Source organism: Yersinia sp. 2540 StPb PI (assembly GCF_052217165.1).
Classification (GTDB): domain Bacteria; phylum Pseudomonadota; class Gammaproteobacteria; order Enterobacterales; family Enterobacteriaceae; genus Yersinia; species Yersinia enterocolitica_E.
The window spans coordinates 2,107,757-2,126,082 of sequence record NZ_JAZGQC010000001.1 but is presented as its reverse complement, the minus strand read 5'-3'; the positions used below and the strand labels follow the sequence as shown (position 1 = coordinate 2,126,082).

The following is an 18,326-nucleotide window of genomic DNA, read 5'->3' as shown; positions in this document are numbered from 1 at the left end:
ATCTATCATTATTCGTGATTAGTTCGGTTGTTAATCGATTAAGTGATCATGTTAGGTTGCTAATTGCTTCGGTGATTGGGTTCGGTTGATATCAGTTCAGTGATTAACCTACCTCCGTCGCCTCAACCGCCAAAGGGGGCAGCGGCCCCCTTGTGGAATCCCGCGCTTGCGCACGTATCGCCTGCCTGCTTCACAGGTACCCTCGGCTCATCATTTCGCTGACGGGACGGCTATTATAGCCTCTTCGAGGCTACCCTCCGGGCCAACGCAAGCGTTGTTCAAAACTGCTTCGCAGTGTTGTCGTGGGTCCCTCCGCGTGACGCCTAAATCCGGCGTCCATGCCGGATTTCCCTTGCTACATTCTTCACTCGGCAGCTCAAATGTGCTTTTTAAGGTCAAGACCCTAAAGACAGGGTTTTGATTTTCTCTTTTGACGTTGAGGCGCAATCAGGAATATTACCGATAAAGACGATGGCTGTTTGCCCGGGGCTTTAACAACCGAACCCGATCACCAAATCAAATCAAATCAACTTAGCCACAAAATCAATAACCGCCTGTCTGGATACCTTAATCCCCCCCTGCTTAAGCGCCGCCGGTAAACGGTAAAACGCAATTGGTCGCTGGAATACCGCCAACTGTGGTATCAGCCAATCTGATAAACTCACCTCATCCACCTCATCGGTAGCATCTATCACCGCGACCGGTCGGTGGCCGAATTCAGCATCAACCATCGGCACGACGAAAGCTTGTTGTATCCCCGGATACTGTGACAAAACCCGCTCAATATCCTCCGGCTGAATGCCCTCGCCACCACTGAAAAACAGATTATCCAGCCGCCCGAGAATATGCAGTTCACCTTGCCGCCACAGACCGCGATCGCGGGTATGAAACCACCCTTCACTGTCAGTTATTGGCCGCAACTTTCCCTGCTGCCAGTAACCCGCCGCAAGGCAATCTGCTTTTATCCATACTTCATCTGCTACCAGTTTTACCTCGCGCCCCGCCAGCGCTACCCCCACACCGGGCAAGCCATCGGCACGTTTGGCACAAACCGTTGAGGCCGACTCCGTCAGCCCATAACCGCACCAACAGCGGATGCCACGGGCTTCGGCATGTTGTGTCAGGGTGGTCGGGATGGTTGCTCCCCCCAGTAACACCTCTTTCAGTGTTAACACCAAGTCATCTGTTGCCAGTAACCGCCATAGCTGAGTGGGAACTAAAGAAGCGTGGCTACATCCGGCCAGTGCATCATGCAATGCCATCCCCTCTTGCACCACCAAGGTGGCCCCGGCACTCAGCCAGCGCCAGACAATCCCCTGCCCCGAGACATGAAACAGCGGTAACGACAGCAACCAGCTATCCGTCGAGGTGAAACTCATCAGCTTTAATATGCCATCGGCGCTAACCAGATGCGCCGCCAGCGAATGCACTGCGGCTTTGGGTAAACCGGAAGAGCCCGACGTTAATGTCATCGTCGCCAGCCGTAGACTATCCCAGACAACCGGTGTCATAACGGCGTTATCGGTATCAAGTACCAGTGGCGTGAAGCAGAGAGCCGCTGACAACGGGGCTGCCAGGTTCAGCACAAAATCAATATCCAACTGGGGCAGAAGCGGTACCAGCAACGCATCAGGTAACTGTGGATTGAGCGGTAAAACGCGCGCGCCACACTGCAATGCCGCCAGATAAGCCATCAACAATGTGTGACTATTCTTACCACGCAGTACCACACCACTACCGGGGACGACACCTTGCAGTTGAAAACCCGCCGCCAGGCTATCGATATCAGCCGCCAATTGTTGCCAACTGATCAGTTGTGACCCCGAGCGGATGGCGATCGCCTGAGGTCGCAGATTGGCCCAGTATTTCCAAGGAGAAGAGTAAGTCCAGGGAGAAGAATATTGCCAGGGCCAATCATTCAACTGTGCCATAGCACGTCCAACTGTTCGGTTGTTACCATAGGCAAGGGACTCTCCGGCCACGGACGGACTAACTGTGCCTGCATCAGGTTCAGTGTATCCAACCCCGGCACGGTATCCGGTGTCAGCCAATCAGCCAGCCGGGCCAGTTGGGTTAAGCCAAGACTGGATTCAATGCTGGAACTGATCACCACCACTAATCCCGCCTGATGCGCTTGCTGCACCAGTTGCTGACAGCGGCTGATGCTGCCCACCAGCGTCGGTTTGATAACAATCGCCACCACGCCGGGTTCGGCTTCAACCTTAAAATCAGCCTCGCGCACGCTCTCATCCCAAGCGATAGCAATCCCCGAGTCACGGGCAAACTCTCGAGACTCGGCGCGGGTTTTACAAGGTTCTTCCAAAAATGCAATGCGGGCACGCAGTTCAGGATTGACATATTTCGCAAACCCATCAGCTTTCGCCCGCGTCCAACTACGATTGGCATCCAGCCGTAGTGTCAAATCCGGCAAAGCTTCCAGCAGCACATTAACAATCATGCCATCGCGCACCGCTTCATACAGCCCGACTTTCACCTTGGCGACTTTTTCCCCAGGCAGTGCTTGTAACACTGCAAATAGCTCATCTGGATCACCGGTGCACAGTGGTGCTTTGCGGTAATTTGCCGCTAATGGCAGCGTTTGATTCAGCTCCGCCAGCGCACAACTAAGGCCAAAAGCAACTGATGGCAAAGCATCAAATTCAGGTTCTGCCCCATTCACCCAGTTTTGCAGCCAATGCTGTGTCACAACCTGAGCTTCAGGCAGGGTTTCCTGGCTGAACTCCGGTAAGGGGGCAATTTCCCCCCAGCCAATCTGGTCGCCCTGCTGTAATTTAACCAGTAGCCCATCGCGGCTTTTCAGCCGCTGGTGGCGCAGTATCACTCCCGCTTCCATCGGAAGGCTATAGTGGTAAAGCGTGGCCGCGCGCATTACGGATTACGCTTGAATTTGCTGAAGTCCGGCTGGCGTTTCTCATTGAATGCGTTACGCCCTTCCTGACCTTCGTCGGTCATATAGAACAGCATCGTGGCGTTACCGGCCAACTCTTGCAGACCCGCCTGACCATCACAATCAGCATTCAGGGCAGCTTTCAGGCAGCGCAGCGCCATGGGGCTGTTTTGCAGCATTTCACGACACCAACGCACCGTCTCACGTTCCAGTTCAGCGATGGGCACTACGGTATTCACCAGCCCCATATCCAAGGCTTGTTTAGCATCATATTGGCGGCACAGGAACCAGATTTCACGCGCTTTTTTCTGGCCGACAATGCGCGCCATATAAGCCGCACCCCAGCCGCCGTCGAATGAACCGACTTTTGGCCCGGTCTGGCCGAAAATAGCGTTATCGGCGGCGACGGTTAAGTCACACATCATGTGTAATACATGACCGCCACCAATGGAATAACCTGCAACCATTGCCACAACCGGTTTCGGGCAGGTGCGGATCTGGCGCTGGAAATCCAACACATTCAGATGATGGACGCCACTGGTGTCTTTATAGCCGCCGTAGTCGCCACGGACTTTCTGATCACCGCCGGAACAGAACGCTTTATCACCTTCACCGGTCAAAATGATCACCCCGATATTGTCGTCATAGCGGGCATCAGCCAGCGCCTGAATCATCTCTTTAACCGTTAACGGGCGGAATGCGTTACGCACATGGGGGCGGTTGATGGTTATCTTGGCGATACCATCGCTGGATTTGTGATAACGAATATCTTCAAATCCAGTAGAGCAATCCTGCCAGTCGATAGCGGCGTACAACTGTTCTTCGCTCGGATAAAGCATAGTAAGCATTCCTTTAACGGGAGAGTGACAAAAATGAAGACTGTGATAAAAATGAAAGTACCTGCGCGGCAAAAGCACCGGGATTCGCCCGATGAGCATTGTGTCCGGCACGTGCCAGTGTGCGTAATGGCAACTGGTATTGAACAGCCAATTGCTGGAATTTATGGTCGCGATCGCCACACAGATAAGTGTAAGGGACCGTGAGCCGTTGTAACGCCGGTAGCAGCCAAGGCTGATGACCGAGTGACGTTGCTTCGAGCATATCAGCGACAGATGGGCCATGATTGTCCGCCCGCAGTAACACCAATTTCTCGCGCTGTTGTGGGTCTAAATCAGCAAATACATCCTGTTGATACCAGTCAGCCAGCACCTGCGGCAACGGCTCTTGGCGGAAACGCTGCCCCCACAGGCGGTCTTGCTGCAAGCGTTTTTCACGCAATTCAGCGCTTTCCAGCCCGAGGTTACCCCCTTCGACCAATAAGCCCTGCAAACCATGATGGCTACCATAGCAGGCGTGATACATCGCAATTCGCCCCCCTAAAGAGTAGCCTGCCAGCCAATATTCGCGAATACCGTTAGCCTGTAACGTTTGTACTAACTGACGGCTGATATCCGCAAAACCACAGGTAGTCTCGGCGGCCGATTTACCGTGGCCGGACAGGTCTATCAGCAGCGAGGGATAATCGCCACATAACTCAGCAACCGGCAACCAATCCAGACCACTGCCTAACAAACCATGTAACCACACCAACCATGGCCCACTATGATGCCGGGCGGGAGACTGCGGGTGGGGATCGAGTTTACGGCAAGCCAGCGTCATAATTGGGCCACCTGTTGCACCAGTTGTTGTAGTGTTTCTGCCCCCTGACTTGGCGGCACCACGATTTCAATCAATGTAACGCCACCTTGCAACCAACATTGCGCCACCTGTTGTTGGAGCTGGAGCCAGCTATCCGGTCGGGCATAATGCAGACTGAACATAGCTGCGGCGTGCTCAAAACTCACATCTTGCGGCATACAATAAAAGCGCTGGCGGTCTGCTTCTGGGGTAGGCAACAACGAAAAAATCTGCCCACCATTATTGTTCACCACCAGCAGCACCGTAGGGGCCGAGCTTTGGCGCAATAAGGCGAGAGCATTAAGGTCATATAAGGCCGATAAATCACCCACGATAACCAACGTCGGCTTAGCGGTTGCGCGCTGAACACCGGCTGCCGTTGACAATAAACCGTCAATGCCACTGGCACCACGGTTACTGTAAACCGGATAGCCAGCAGGCAGTTGGCCCAACGCATCAATCAAACGCACAATTAAACTGTTACCGACAAACAACTGACCATTATCTGGCAATAATTCTGCCAGTTGATGCGCGACCGCGGCTTCGCTAAATTGCTCATTCAAGGCTTCAGCCACATGGGCTTGAGCATTCTCCGAGCAGACGGTCAGCTCACCGGCCCACGGCGTGCGGCGCAGTGCTGGATGTTCCTCCAGCCATGCATTCACCGGTGAAATAATTCTGCGGCCACGATGATTCGCCGGATCGAGGCGACCGGGCAGGTTATCGACCAACCAGTACTCTTGCGGCTGACACCCAGCCTGCCATTGCAACAGCCGCTTACCGGTTAGACTGCTACCCAATTGCAGCACAATCTGCGCCTGCGAGAGAATAGTTTTAGCGGTGGGATGCCCAAGCCATAAGTCAGCACAAGGTAGCGGCTGTCCGGTTTGTGACAACACATCACCTATCAGTGGCCAACCGAGCAGATCAGCCCATTCAGCCAGTAACTGCCCCTCTTGTGCCGTCATCCGCCCGGCAATCACCACTCCGCGCTTTTGTCGCCAGAAAAACCAGTCCGCTTGCTGGCCTTGTGGTACCGATAAAGATTGACGCAACCACGGATGGCTCCCCTGCCACCAGTCGCCTAAGGTGGCAGACCATTCGGCATAGGCGCGCTCATCACCGCCATACAAGGGTTCGGCAAACGGGCAGTTGATGTGTAAGCCACCGTGCTGTAATTGCGCCATCGCATTATCAAGTGTAGAAACCAGCCAATTGGCAGAAATATCGGGCGTCGGGCGGGGTAAGTTGAGGCTTACCGCGGGGTGGCTGGCAAATAGCCCTTGTTGGCGAATAGCCTGATTGGCACCGCAATCAATCAATTCTGGCGGACGATCTGCGGTCAATAACACCAGCCGTTCACCGGTCAGCCCGGCTTCAATCAGAGCAGGATAAAGATTGGCGGCAGCAGTACCGGAAGTGACAATAACGGCCACAGGCTCGGTGGAAGCTTTTGCCAGACCTAAGGCCAAATGGCCCAAACCGCGCTCATCAAAATGGGTATGACAAACCAGCGCGGGATTGGCCGCTGCCGCCAGTGTTAACGGAGTCGAGCGGGAGCCGGGAGCAATACAGATATGACGCACACCGTGGCGGGTCAAGGCTTCCAGTAGCAACGCCGCCCAACGACGGTTAAAAACACTTGTCGACATGGTTCGCTCAACAGTCAGTTAACAGACACTGCGACCCCGATAATCAACATGAGGATAGTGCTTCATCCTGTTAAAAAAGCCCGGAGTGACTGATTAATGGTTATAAGTAAGGAAAGTGCTCACAGTTTACACCTGCCGCTTAGGTGTCACAATCCGCCCACATAATGAGTGCGGTTAATTACAGCATTTTATTATCCTACGGCTGACTTTCCAGCAAGGTGCGTAGCCCGGCTGATTTATTGTTAATTTCTTGCCATTCCTGTTCCGGGTCAGAGCCTGCCACAATGCCGGCTCCGGCATACAGATGGACCTGCTGTTCTTCTACCCTGGCAGAACGCAGGGCGACACTGAATTCAGTCTGTTTTGCCGAAAGATAACCGGCAGAACCGGCATACCAGCCGCGGGAAAAAGGTTCATGCTGCGCAATAAACTGCCGCGCGACGTTGCGAGGCAAACCGGCGACGGCCGCCGTCGGTTGCAAACGCTGCAAACAATCGGTATCACTGGCGCGGGTAAGTTGGGCGTGAATGCAGCGGCGCAAGTGCTGCACTTTACGCAAACGGATGATTTCCGGTGGCATTACATCGACTGCTGCCACCCCGCCCTGCAATCGCTGGCAGATATCATCTACCACCAACAAGTTCTCGCGTTGATTCTTTTCATCATGCATCAGCCAATCGGCCAGTTCTGCCGCCTGCTGCGGGTTTTCTGCGCTGGATACCGTGCCCGCCAGAGCCTCAGTCTCCAGATGCAACTGCTGGCGTAGATAGAGGCGCTCAGGGCTGGAGCCGAGAAATGCGCGCCGCGCATCAAAACGCAGCATAAAGTGGAAACAGTGATGATTGACCTGCCGGCTGGCGGCCATAAATGCCCCACTGGAGAGAGGCTTATCCAGCGTCAGTTGGGTGGCACGCGCCAGTACCACTTTCTCCATCTTCTGCTGCTCAATCTCAGCCAACGCGTGCTGAATAAGATGGCGCCACTGCGGATATTCCGGCATATGGTGGGCATGTTGCACCTGAGTATCAAGTGCAGGCAACGGCCTGGCAGCCACCAGTTGGTCGATAAAGCTAATTGCGTGCAGAGCATCTTGCTGTAGGGAGAAGTCGCTGGTCAAATTGAGCGTTAAATAGGTCTGCTCACCCCGACGTAATATTTCAATGCGGGGCAGAAACAGGAAACTGGCCTGCGCCTGTGGCGCGCCATCGGCATGCTGGTTAACGATCACCGGTTCAAAGGCATTCAAGCCCCAAATACGTAATCCGCTCGCATCCCGATGCTGCTGAATAAAATGGTCAGCCGCTTGCATATCATTGAAGAGCCGAGTTTGACCGCAGACCGCAGCCTCTTCATGGCCTTCGCGATGGAGCCAGTAAAATTGTGGGAAATGGCATTGGGCGGCCAGCCACTCTAATAGTTGGCTACCGATTCGACCCGGTGCGGGCACGATAATTTGCCGGATACCTGCCTGGTCAGGGAAACCGGCACGTAATTTCTGCCGTAATTCACCCAGCAAACCAGAAAGTTGTTTCACGACCACCTCGGCAAATCAACAGAAAGAGTGGGATTATACGGGGCGTGAATAATAAGAAAAGTCAGATTCAAAAGTTATTGTTAGTTATCACACTAATATTTGATATTGATGGTTTTGTATACTCAATAAGTGTTATCTGACACTCAGCACAGGTGTCTACTGGCTAGCCTCCAATTATGTCGCGTTGCAGCAAAGTGGCAATTGAAAAATAAAGGGGCCGCAGCCCCGGGTAATGGATCCAGTGATCAGCCGTCAATCCTTCAGCGACGGGCGATCAATAGCCCCACGATCAAGCCAGCAGTCGCCCCTATCCCTACGCTGCACCAAGGTTTTTCACGCACATAATCATCGGTGCAACACGCCAGTGCTTTCGCCCGTTTGATATAGCATTCACTGCGGCCATTCAAACGGTTCTGAACCTCCTTTAATGCTTTTTCCGCCCGGGCTTTAATCTCTTGATAGCTTTCATCAGCCGCATCACCCGAGGCGCGCAGCACTTCTTCCAGCGTATCGGTCAGCATAGTCAGATCGTCATCCAGCGAGGTTTGCTGTTCTTTATCTCGGTTCATATGCGTTCTCCATGAGTGAAAAAAGGACATCTCATAAGGATAGTCGAAAATAGCCGGCGTAATATTGATTCAAGGTGGAAATGGAGTTTTCAGGATTAATCTGTATGGCAAGTAATATGAGGGGAAAAAGGGTTACTGATGCCCCTCCCCCTGTTTTATGACTAAAAACGGATACAACAAGCCCCTTGCTCAGCACCGGAAAGTTGTTCGCGCAATGCACCAAACAATTCACGGCCACATCCTACGTGGAAGGCAGCAATATCTGGCAAGTCGGTATGGCGGGCAGCCAATTCAGCTTGATCCACTAACAGTGAAAGCTCGCCAGTGACACCATCAACACGCACCCGATCGCCATTACGGATTTTCGCCAGCAAACCACCACAATACGCTTCGGGTGTCACATGGATGGCTGAGGGCACTTTACCTGACGCGCCAGACAAGCGGCCATCGGTGACCAGTGCCACCTTAAAGCCACGGTCCAGTAATACACCTAATGGTGGCATCAGTTTATGCAACTCCGGCATACCAATAGCACGCGGCCCCTGATAACGCACCACCACCACGCAATCGCGGTCCAGTGCGCCGGCGTCAAATGCCGGACCGACGTCGTGCTGGCTTTCAAACACCACGGCCGGGCCTTCAATGATCTGATGATCACGCGGTACTGCCGAGGTTTTCATCACTGCCCGCCCCAGGTTGCCACTTAAGACTTTGGTGCCGCCATGTGGTGAGAAAGGCATCGCGATACTGGCAATAACAGTTTCATCCAGCGATTGCTGCGCCCCGTCACGCCAACATAATTGCCCCTGCTCCAGATAAGGCTCTTGGGTATAGCGCTGCAAGCCAAATCCGGCCACGGTATGGACATCCTCATGGAGTAAACCGCCCTGCAACAGCTCTTTTACCAGCAGCGCTACACCACCGGCCGCCTGAAAATAGTTGATATCTGCTGGGCCATTGGGATAAATGCGGCATAACTGTGGTATCACTTCCGATAACTCAGAAAAATCATCCCAATCGATGATGATCCCCGCCGCGCGCGCCATCGCCACTAAATGCATGGTGTGGTTAGTCGAACCGCCGGTCGCCAGTAGTGCCACAATGCCATTGACCACCACCTTTTCATCCACCAACTGACCAATGGGTAAATAGCTACCGCTGGTTTCTGTCAGGCGCGTGACCTGACGGGCGGCGGCGGCGGTGAGCGCATCACGTAGCGGCGTATTGGGCTGGATAAAGGAAGAGCCGGGCAAGTGTAACCCCATCACTTCCATCACCATTTGGTTGGAGTTGGCGGTACCGTAAAAAGTACAGGTACCGGCGCTGTGGTAGGAGGCAGCTTCCGCGTCCAATAAAGCCTGTCTATCGACTTTGCCCTCCGCAAACAACTGGCGCACCCGCACTTTTTCTTTATTAGGCAGGCCGCTGGCCATCGGCCCGGCAGGAACAAAAACCGCCGGTAAATGACCGAATGACAACGCCGCCATTAACAAACCGGGGACAATTTTGTCGCACACCCCAAGATAGAGTGCTCCATCAAACATATTGTGTGACAAGCCAATCGCCGCAGACATCGCAATTACATCGCGGCTCAGCAGCGACAGTTCCATGCCATCCTGCCCTTGCGTCACCCCGTCACACATCGCCGGAACACCGCCCGCCACCTGGCCGACCGCCCCCACCGCATGCAAGGCATCTTTTAGTTGTTGCGGATAATGTTCATACGGCTGATGTGCCGATAGCATGTCGTTATAGGAGGTAATAATCGCAATATCGCTGCGCACCATGTTCTTCAGCGCAATTTTGTCGTCCGGTTGGCAGGCTGCAAAACCGTGCGCCAAATTGCCACAGGCCAGTTGCGAACGGCGAACTGTATTTTCCTTAGCCGCGCTGATACGTTGCAAATAGGCAGTACGGGTGGCTACCGATCGCGCAGTAATACGTTGCGTGACTCGGGTGAGGGTCGCGTTCATCGCCATTCCTTATTCACTCAAGGGTGTTAAAAGTTCAATGCTGCCCAGAGGCAGGCCGATAAAATCTGCCAATACCTGTAACAACAGATTGTGATCATCCAGATGGGGGGCGCCGGACACATTCACACTACCAATCACACCAGCCTGTTGAACCTGTAACGGAAAGCCACCGCCCAAGGCGGCATAATCCCGCAAGCTGACACCATAGCGTGCTTCCAGTGAGGTTTGACGCTGCTGTAACATCAAGCCAGCGGCATAAGAGCTGGTATTAAGTAGCTCTACCACATTGCGTTTACGTCGCAGCCAGTCATGGTTTTCAGCGCTAGTCCCCAACATGGCATAACTAAACAGTGTCTGACGATTTACCGTGATATCGATGGCCAGAGCCACGCCTTGCCGCTCAGCCTGACACTTTATTTTCTCACCCAACCGCCAGGCCGTTTCATGATTAAAATGAGGCAATTGCAGTAGTTGTTGATGCTGCTGACAGCGAGCTAATTGCTGTTGTAGATTCATGAAATTCTCCGGTGATAAATGGTGGGGCATAGTGGTTATCCACCAAAACCCCACCACGGCTTAAGCGCGTTTAGCTTTAGCCAAACCTTTGTCAGCGATGCCCTTCCCCGCCGTGCTAACTTCAACATCACACTCTTTCGGCAGGGTTAAGGTTATCAATCCCGCAATAATCAGGGAGCCTGCCAGCATGCAAACTGCCGCACTCTGTCCATAGAAGAAAATCATCACACCTACCAGATACGGGCCGCAGAAACCGCCCAGATTGCCTAAGCCATTGATCACCCCGCGTGCGCCACCCGCCACTTCTGGCACCGCGATACGGCCCGGAATTGACCAAAATGGACTGGTTGCGGCTTTGAGGAAGAAACCGCACACCACCAGTGCCAAGTAAGAGACCAGTACGTTGTGGCGGAAAATCACCGACGTCACCAGACCGGCGGCGAAGCAGAACAGGGAAACCATAATCAGCAGCCGGCGCTTACCGGTTCTGTCCGACAAGGCAGAAATGAGGTAGATACCGGCAGTGGTGGCAATAAAGGGTAAAATCGCCAGAATACCGACGGAAGCCATATTACCGCCGGTTAGGTTTTTCAAGATGGTCGGCAGCCATAAGGTATAACCATAATCGCCGGTCTGATAAAAGAAGTTCAGTGCGACCAGTTTCATCAAGCCTTTATTCAGGAATACCGCCTTTAATGGCGCATTGGTCACCGGAGCATCGAGCATCCGTTCAGCCCGTTCCCGCGCCAACTCAGTCACCAGATAATCGCGCTCCCTTGCCGACAACCATTTGGCTTCCTCTGGTCGGTCACTGATAACAAACCACCACATCACCAGCACCACGGCTGACAGTGAACCTTCGAGGAAAAACAGCCAACGCCAGTCCAGAGCATTAATAATGAAACCCGATAGCGGTGCGGTGAACATGCCGCCAATTGGGGCAAACATCATAACAAAAGCATTGGCCCGGCCGATTTCGCGTTCCGGGAACCAGTTACTGACCATAGTCAGCACCACTGGCAGCATGCCGCCTTCTGACACCCCGAGCACAAAGCGCAGGAATAGCAGTTGATAATGATTAGTGACAAAACCGGTCAGAATCGAGACGACGGCCCAAACACAAAGAGAGTAAGCAATAAATTTTCTGCCGCTGCCATGAACCGCAATACGGCCACCCGGTACTTGTAGAAATAAATAACCAATAAAGAAAATACCGCCCGCTAAACCAGCCATTTGACTGGTAATTGCCAGATCACTTTCCATACCACCAGGTAATGCAAAACTAATATTTACCCGGTCCATAAAAGAAATAATACAAGCAATCATTATTGGAACAATAACGCGAAACCAACGGGCATTAGGGATCTTACTGTCCATATAAACACGCCTCATGATAATAGCAGAGTATTACCCGCACCATGAATAATGGTGTAGGGAATGCCGCAAGCAAATAAACAGAAGTTTATTCTCTGGTGTTAATTAAAATTCACTGGCCATTTTTAATATTTAATTAAAAGTAATTATCTATTATTTATAGGTGATCGCCGTAGGGGCTTTTTCACCAGAAAAATGGGCTAATATATTTGAGAAGACAATATCGCTCATTTGAATTCGAGTTTCAGTCGTTGCACTGGCAATGTGTGGCAGCAAGACCACATTATCCATCTCGATCAATGCTAGTGGCACATTAGGCTCATCGGCAAAAACATCTAAGCCCGCACCACCAATATTTTGCTGCTGCAACGCAAGGATTAAATCATCCTGATTCACCATACTGCCACGGGCAATATTGATCAGAATGGCGTGATTAGGCATCGCAGCAAAAACGGTGTTATTAACCAAACCGGCACTGTCTTTCCCTCCCGAGATTGCGACCACCAGAATATCGCTTTGACTGGCAAGGCTCATAAGATCAGGCACATATTGGTAGGGCAGAGTTTCGTTGTGTGCTTTGTCGGTGTAAGCAATTTGCATATCAAACCCCGCGGCTCGGCGAGCAATGGCTTGGCCAATCTGCCCCATACCGAAGACCCCCAAACGCTTGCCGGTAACCTTAGATGATAATGGCAAAGTACTGTGCGGCCACTGTCCGGCACGCAGGAATTTATCAGCCAGACACAGGCGGCGAGACGTGGCAATGATTAGCCCCAGCGCGGTATCAGCAACATCGTCAGTCAGTACACCGGGAGTGGTAGTCACAATAATATTGCGCTCGTGGGTGGTTGCTAAATCCACCGCATCGGTACCGACGCCAAAGATTGAGATTATCTGCACTTCAGGCAACAGTGCCAACACCTCATTGCTGACACCAATATCACCACGGGTCACGATGCCTTTAATATTCTGACCCTGTTCTGCAAAAAACTCAGCATGATCGGTAACCTGGAAGAGTTTATGAACAGTAAAGGTTTGCTCCAATTTTTCAGTTAAATAGTCCATTACCGGAGCGATGATTAATACGGCTTGTTTGCTGTTTTTCATTACGGGTACCTGATCATGTCAATAAATCATAAAAAACCAGAATGGCGACAGGTAATCATCGGATGATTTAGCCATTCAGCGAATGTCGTTATAAGACCCGTTTTCAATGTTTTATTTTGTGATGCAGGTCACTGTAAATCATGTTAAGAAAACATGTTACCGGTAACGTGATCGACCTATCATTGCTAGTGCTGAATTGTTTCAGCCAGGCAAATACCGGTTAAAAACTTATAGAATTAACTCAGTAAAATGTTATCGGTTGGCGTTATTTGTTATTGATTGACGGAGGGATAATTTAGCGGCCATTGACCAAAGTGATTCGCAGCCATCATCCAGAGCCATGGCTGCTAGCGGTGATAAGAAGATCAGATAGTCCCACCGAGTGAAATGCGATAATGCAAGTCAACCTGTTCAATTGTAGGGATTTTATTTATTTTCTTAATCAGAATTTCCGCTGCAACTTTACCCATTTCAAACCGTGGGGTGGTAACACTGGCCAGCACCGGGGTGGTTGCCTGGCCGATATCTAAGCCATGGAAACCCGAAATTGCCATTTCAGCCGGTATCGCCATGCCTATTTTCAGACATTCTTGTAACACGCCGACGGCCATATCATCATTAGTACAAAAAATAGCATCAACCTGCGGATACATTTGTCGTGCCAGAGCTAGCATCCCAGCCCCGATCGAGACAGAAGAGACCTTATTAGGAGTGATATGCAATGGCGTAAAACCTGTATCTACCATCGCCTGACTATATCCCTGATAACGCTTGCGATCTCGTACATCTGACATCGAGCCAAAATAGACAATATTCTGCTTACCACTGGCCAATAGTGTCGCTGTCATATCGTAGGCAGCCTGATAATTATTAAAACCAACGGTAATACGGTTGAACTGTGGCTCTAAATCCATCACTTGTGCAACCGGAATTTCTGCTGCATTCAAATACTTATCAGCACGTAAGGTATGTTCTGAATCGGTGAGTATCAGACCTGAGATCTGACAGGACAACAGATTAACGATCTGCTGCTCCTCACGTTCTTTATCATAGTTATAGTTAACCACCAGCGTTTGATAGCCGCTGGCAGCGGTTACCGATTCAATACCCGCCAGCAAGTCAGAGAAAATCTGGTTATTAAAGGAAGGTATTAAGATACCAATACGCGGGATCTTTTGATTAAGACCACTTTCCCCTTCAGAATCAGTAACATAGTTAACCTCCGCCATCACTTGAGCAATACGCTCAGCCGTCTCTGGAGCCACTTTTTCCGGCGTGCGTAAGTAGCGGCTGACAGTCATTTTGGTCACGCCCGCAAGTAACGCGATATCCTGTAACGTAACACGCTGGTTTTTCATGGCAAATACCTGGAACAAGAGTGCGCAATGGGTAAGGTGATTATGCACTGTTAGCTTGTGTAATGAAAAGCATGTTACTGCTTTAAAATACAATAACAGCCATGTGACATATTATTAATCTAATTTATTATCAATAAGTTAATCTGCAACTCTGCAATAAAACAGCAAAAAAACCGGCTAACAGCAGTATTTCCCCTTCATCAAGGGGATATCGCTCACGTATGTGGTAACAGCTTGTTGTAACATGATTTAAAGTGATCTGCATCACAGTTTACCCAGGCGGAAAACGGTTTGATATGCACATGTTTTCACACCGTCATTATTCAATAATATTTATACTCGTCATACTTCAAGCTGCATGTGCGTTGGCTACGTTCAATCACCCGAATCACTTACGACGTAAGCTCATCGGGGTTCTCTCTCTTGCCGCCTTCCTGCAACTCGAATTATTTAGAGTATATTTTAAATAACGACCAAATTAACGCCATCAGGAATGACTATGAAGAATTTATTTTCGTTAGAAAACCGCAAAGTATTAATTACGGGATCTGCTCAAGGCATTGGTTTTTTATTAGCGAAAGGCCTGGCCGAATTTGGTGCAGAGATAATTATTAATGATATTACCGCAGAACGAGCGGAAAAAGCCGTGGCGGAATTACGTGCTAGCGGTTTTATTGCTCATGCTGCCGCCTTTAATGTAACTAATCACGATGCGGTTAATGAAGCCATTGAACAAATAGAAAGTAGCATCGGTGCTATCGATATTTTAATTAATAATGCCGGCATTCAGCGCCGCCATGCCTTTACTGAATTCCCAGAAAAAGATTGGGATGACGTGATTGCGGTCAACCAGAAGTCCGTATTCTTGGTTTCACAGGCCGTATCCCGCTATATGGTTAAACGTCAACGTGGCAAAATTATCAATATCTGCTCGATGCAAAGTGAATTAGGCCGCGACACTATTACCCCCTATGCCGCCTCTAAAGGTGCGGTAAAAATGCTAACTCGCGGTATGTGTGTTGAGCTGGCTCGCTATAATATTCAGGTCAATGGTATCGCACCAGGCTATTTCAAAACTGAAATGACAAAAGCGCTGGTAGACGATAAAGCCTTTACTGATTGGTTATGCAAACGGACACCGGCCGCCCGTTGGGGCGACCCGGAAGAGTTGATTGGTGCTGCGGTTTATCTCTCCTCCAAAGCCTCTGATTTCGTGAATGGTCATCTGTTGTTTGTTGATGGCGGGATGTTAGTTGCAGTTTAACCTTCGCTTGAAGTGATTGGGGGATTAGCGACCTTCGTTATTCGTCCCATCAATAACGTTGGTTAATGCTTCAATTAACTGGGAACAGAGGAACATTATGTCTGGTAAATGCATTATTGTTATGGGCGTATCCGGCACGGGTAAATCCTGTGTTGGACAAGCGCTGGCACAGGCACTTAACGCCAAGTTTATTGATGGTGATGACCTACACCCGCGCGCCAACATCCAAAAAATGGCCTCAGGTCAGCCGCTAAATGATATTGATCGTGCCCCTTGGTTAGAACGGTTAAGTGATGTGGCCTATAGCCTGCAACAGAAAAATGAAGTCGGTTTTTTAGTCTGTTCGGCGCTGAAAAAGCAGTATCGCGATCGTTTGCGTGCCGGCAATCAAGGGATACGTTTTCTGTGGCTGAGCGGTGATTACGATTTGGTGCTACACAGAATGCAGCAGCGCGCTGGGCATTTTATGCCTGAAAGCCTGTTGCAAAGCCAATTCGCAACCCTGGAAGTACCGGGTATCAGTGAACCGGATGTTATCCAGATAGATATTTCGCCCGACGTCGCCGGTGTGGTTAAGCACTGTATTGCCGCGCTGGAGCATGAAAATAGCGTGAGTCATTGCGCCTAAACGCGCGGGCCACATAAGCATATAGGAAGAGTTATGATACTTGATGAACTGAAAAGCGCGGCGAATAATCCAATCTATCCAGATGTTATCCGCCGCACCCTAGCGGCTATCAGCAAAATGGATTTGGTTAACCTGCCAGCAGGCGAGCAAGAAATCGAAGGGCGTGAGATTTACTTAAATCATATTATCGCCGCGACCAAGCCACTATATGAACAAGCCCCTGAATTACACCGTTACTATATTGATATTCATATTTTGCTGGAAGGTAGTGAAGTGATTGGTACGTCGCCATCCACACAGGGCCAGCGCCCGACGATGGATTTTGATAGCGAGCGGGATTATGGATTGTTTGAAGGTATTACTACCGAAACCTTGTTAACACTGGCGCCGGGTGATATTGCCCTGCTGTTCCCCGGCGAGTTACATCGCCCGATGGGAACATTAGGTGACGTCGCGCCGATTCGTAAGATCGTGGTTAAAGTGGCGAATCATCTTTTGTGATTCGGTATTATTTCGGTTGATAGATACCGGATCAGGTTTCGGTTGATATTGGCTGGTGAAAAAATTCGGTTGTCATAACTTCACGGCTCACTTTACCTCCATTGTCTCAACCGCCAAAGGGGTTACAAGCGCGTAACCCCCTTGGAACCCCTGCGCTAGCGCACGTATCGCTTGCCCACTTCGCGGGTCCCCTCACTCATCATTTCGCTGGCGGGACGGCTTTACGCGGGTCCCTCCGCGTGACGCCTAAATCCGCCGTCCATGGCGGATTTCCCTTGCTACACTCTTCACTCGGCAGCTCAAATGTGCTTTAAACGTCAAAACCTAAAAGCAAGGTTTTGATTTTGACCTTGAGCGCAATTAGGAATATTACCGACAAAGACGATGGCCAGAGTGAGCCGCCATGGACGGCGGCGAAAAGCGCGCTTGAGCAGGAGCGAATCGCGCTGGCTCGATAAGGCCAACGACTGCCGGAGGGCACTGCGAATAGCAGTAATATTTCGCGCAAGCCGCAGGTGCAGGAGGGCCGGCTTGCCCTCCTGCTCGGTTGAGGCGACAGAGGTAAGGTGATAACTGAACGACTATCAACCGAAACCTGATCCGGTATCTATCAACCGAACCGATAATCTGAACGAATATACCCCGAAACCCGAACCCGTAACATGTCAACCGAATCGGATCATCTAATCAATATCAACCGGCGCTCCCAAGGAACGCCTCCCTTGACCCCGCCGCGCCGCCAACCACAACCCGCTGTTCTTCATGGCGTAGCCAAACACCACCCCGACTAACAATGAAGCAACCACCAGCTTCCAATTACCATTACCGGCAAAAGTAGCGCAAGCGCCGATAAAAGTACCTGGAACAAATGATAACCACTGCTGGCAGGCCTGGATGCACATCAAAAACGCCACCAGCCCTGTTAAAACATACCCAAGGATGGTCCATTCCGGTTGCAAGGCACTGCCCTGGATAATCATCATCGCCCAGAACACCCCGCTCAGGCAGGTTAACAGCGTAATCAGTAATCCTTTTAAACCACCTTGTGGGCAAGCGAAATAGGCGGTACAGCCAAGGAAACCAGCCCAACTGATTAGCCCTAAACTGACCGCTACCCAGCCCCAGACACCCGAGAGAATGCCGGTGGTAATGGCAATCATCAGAATAATGTTCATCAGTGTTACCTGCGTAAAAAACGTTAAATAGAATATCTATTGAGTGAAAGTTACGCAGTTTACCTGAGTTCAATACCTTTTCATGCACAA

At 50.9% G+C, this 18,326-nt stretch carries 16 protein-coding genes; 3 read left to right on the top strand and 13 right to left on the bottom strand.

Annotated features, from left to right (window positions below):
* Positions 1-521: 521 nt before the first annotated feature.
* The 12 genes from menE to V1956_RS09605 all read right to left on the bottom strand — a co-directional run bounded on the left by menE (position 522) and on the right by V1956_RS09605 (position 14,668).
* The gene (gene menE, locus V1956_RS09660) at positions 522-1,931 is read right to left on the bottom strand and encodes an o-succinylbenzoate--CoA ligase (RefSeq protein WP_420074844.1); all 1,410 of its coding nucleotides are present in this window, start codon (positions 1,929-1,931) and stop codon (positions 522-524) included.
* Positions 1,919-2,890, bottom strand: a complete 972-nt coding sequence (gene menC, locus V1956_RS09655) for an o-succinylbenzoate synthase (RefSeq protein ID WP_372559456.1) — start codon at positions 2,888-2,890, stop codon at positions 1,919-1,921. Before menC ends, menE begins: the two co-directional genes overlap by 13 nt.
* Positions 2,890-3,747, bottom strand: coding sequence for a 1,4-dihydroxy-2-naphthoyl-CoA synthase (gene menB, locus V1956_RS09650; protein WP_005191245.1), 858 nt, complete (start codon positions 3,745-3,747; stop codon positions 2,890-2,892). Before menB ends, menC begins: the two co-directional genes overlap by 1 nt.
* A gap of 13 nt (positions 3,748-3,760) precedes the next feature.
* Positions 3,761-4,570, bottom strand: a complete 810-nt coding sequence (gene menH, locus V1956_RS09645) for a 2-succinyl-6-hydroxy-2,4-cyclohexadiene-1-carboxylate synthase (protein WP_442825798.1) — start codon at positions 4,568-4,570, stop codon at positions 3,761-3,763.
* Entirely contained in the window at positions 4,564-6,237 is a 1,674-nt protein-coding gene (menD, locus tag V1956_RS09640; protein ID WP_442825054.1) for a 2-succinyl-5-enolpyruvyl-6-hydroxy-3-cyclohexene-1-carboxylic-acid synthase, read from the bottom strand. Before menD ends, menH begins: the two co-directional genes overlap by 7 nt.
* A gap of 196 nt (positions 6,238-6,433) precedes the next feature.
* Positions 6,434-7,771: an isochorismate synthase MenF gene (gene menF, locus V1956_RS09635; protein WP_372559458.1), complete on the bottom strand. Its 1,338-nt coding sequence runs from the start codon at positions 7,769-7,771 to the stop codon at positions 6,434-6,436.
* A 260-nt stretch (positions 7,772-8,031) separates the two neighbouring features.
* A complete protein-coding gene (locus tag V1956_RS09630; RefSeq protein WP_083158274.1) occupies positions 8,032-8,340 on the bottom strand; it encodes a DUF883 domain-containing protein in 309 nt (102 codons plus the stop codon).
* Between the two features lie 161 nt (positions 8,341-8,501).
* The gene (gene edd, locus V1956_RS09625; RefSeq protein WP_442825053.1) at positions 8,502-10,313 is read right to left on the bottom strand and encodes a phosphogluconate dehydratase; all 1,812 of its coding nucleotides are present in this window, start codon (positions 10,311-10,313) and stop codon (positions 8,502-8,504) included.
* A 9-nt stretch (positions 10,314-10,322) separates the two neighbouring features.
* Positions 10,323-10,829 carry a heme-degrading domain-containing protein gene (locus V1956_RS09620; RefSeq protein ID WP_372559460.1) on the bottom strand — a complete coding sequence of 169 codons (507 nt, stop codon included), beginning with the start codon at positions 10,827-10,829 and terminating at the stop codon, positions 10,323-10,325.
* A gap of 60 nt (positions 10,830-10,889) precedes the next feature.
* On the bottom strand, positions 10,890-12,206 hold the full coding sequence (locus V1956_RS09615) for an MFS transporter (protein ID WP_372559461.1): 1,317 nt from the start codon (positions 12,204-12,206) through the stop codon (positions 10,890-10,892).
* A gap of 150 nt (positions 12,207-12,356) precedes the next feature.
* Positions 12,357-13,310: a 2-hydroxyacid dehydrogenase gene (locus V1956_RS09610; protein ID WP_372559462.1), complete on the bottom strand. Its 954-nt coding sequence runs from the start codon at positions 13,308-13,310 to the stop codon at positions 12,357-12,359.
* Between the two features lie 365 nt (positions 13,311-13,675).
* Positions 13,676-14,668, bottom strand: a complete 993-nt coding sequence (locus tag V1956_RS09605) for a substrate-binding domain-containing protein (RefSeq protein ID WP_442825052.1) — start codon at positions 14,666-14,668, stop codon at positions 13,676-13,678.
* A gap of 499 nt (positions 14,669-15,167) precedes the next feature.
* Here V1956_RS09605 and idnO point away from each other — a divergent pair, with 499 nt between their 5' ends.
* From idnO to V1956_RS09590, 3 genes are all read left to right on the top strand, one after another.
* Positions 15,168-15,932, top strand: a complete 765-nt coding sequence (gene idnO, locus V1956_RS09600) for a gluconate 5-dehydrogenase (protein WP_420072294.1) — start codon at positions 15,168-15,170, stop codon at positions 15,930-15,932.
* A 97-nt stretch (positions 15,933-16,029) separates the two neighbouring features.
* Complete coding sequence (locus V1956_RS09595; RefSeq protein WP_372559465.1) at positions 16,030-16,560, top strand: gluconokinase; 531 nt, start codon at positions 16,030-16,032, stop codon at positions 16,558-16,560.
* Positions 16,561-16,593: 33 nt separating this feature from the next.
* Positions 16,594-17,061: a YhcH/YjgK/YiaL family protein gene (locus V1956_RS09590; protein ID WP_372559466.1), complete on the top strand. Its 468-nt coding sequence runs from the start codon at positions 16,594-16,596 to the stop codon at positions 17,059-17,061.
* A 683-nt stretch (positions 17,062-17,744) separates the two neighbouring features.
* Here V1956_RS09590 and V1956_RS09585 read toward each other — a convergent pair.
* Positions 17,745-18,236, bottom strand: coding sequence for a DUF1097 domain-containing protein (locus V1956_RS09585; protein ID WP_083158265.1), 492 nt, complete (start codon positions 18,234-18,236; stop codon positions 17,745-17,747).
* Positions 18,237-18,326: the final 90 nt, after the last annotated feature.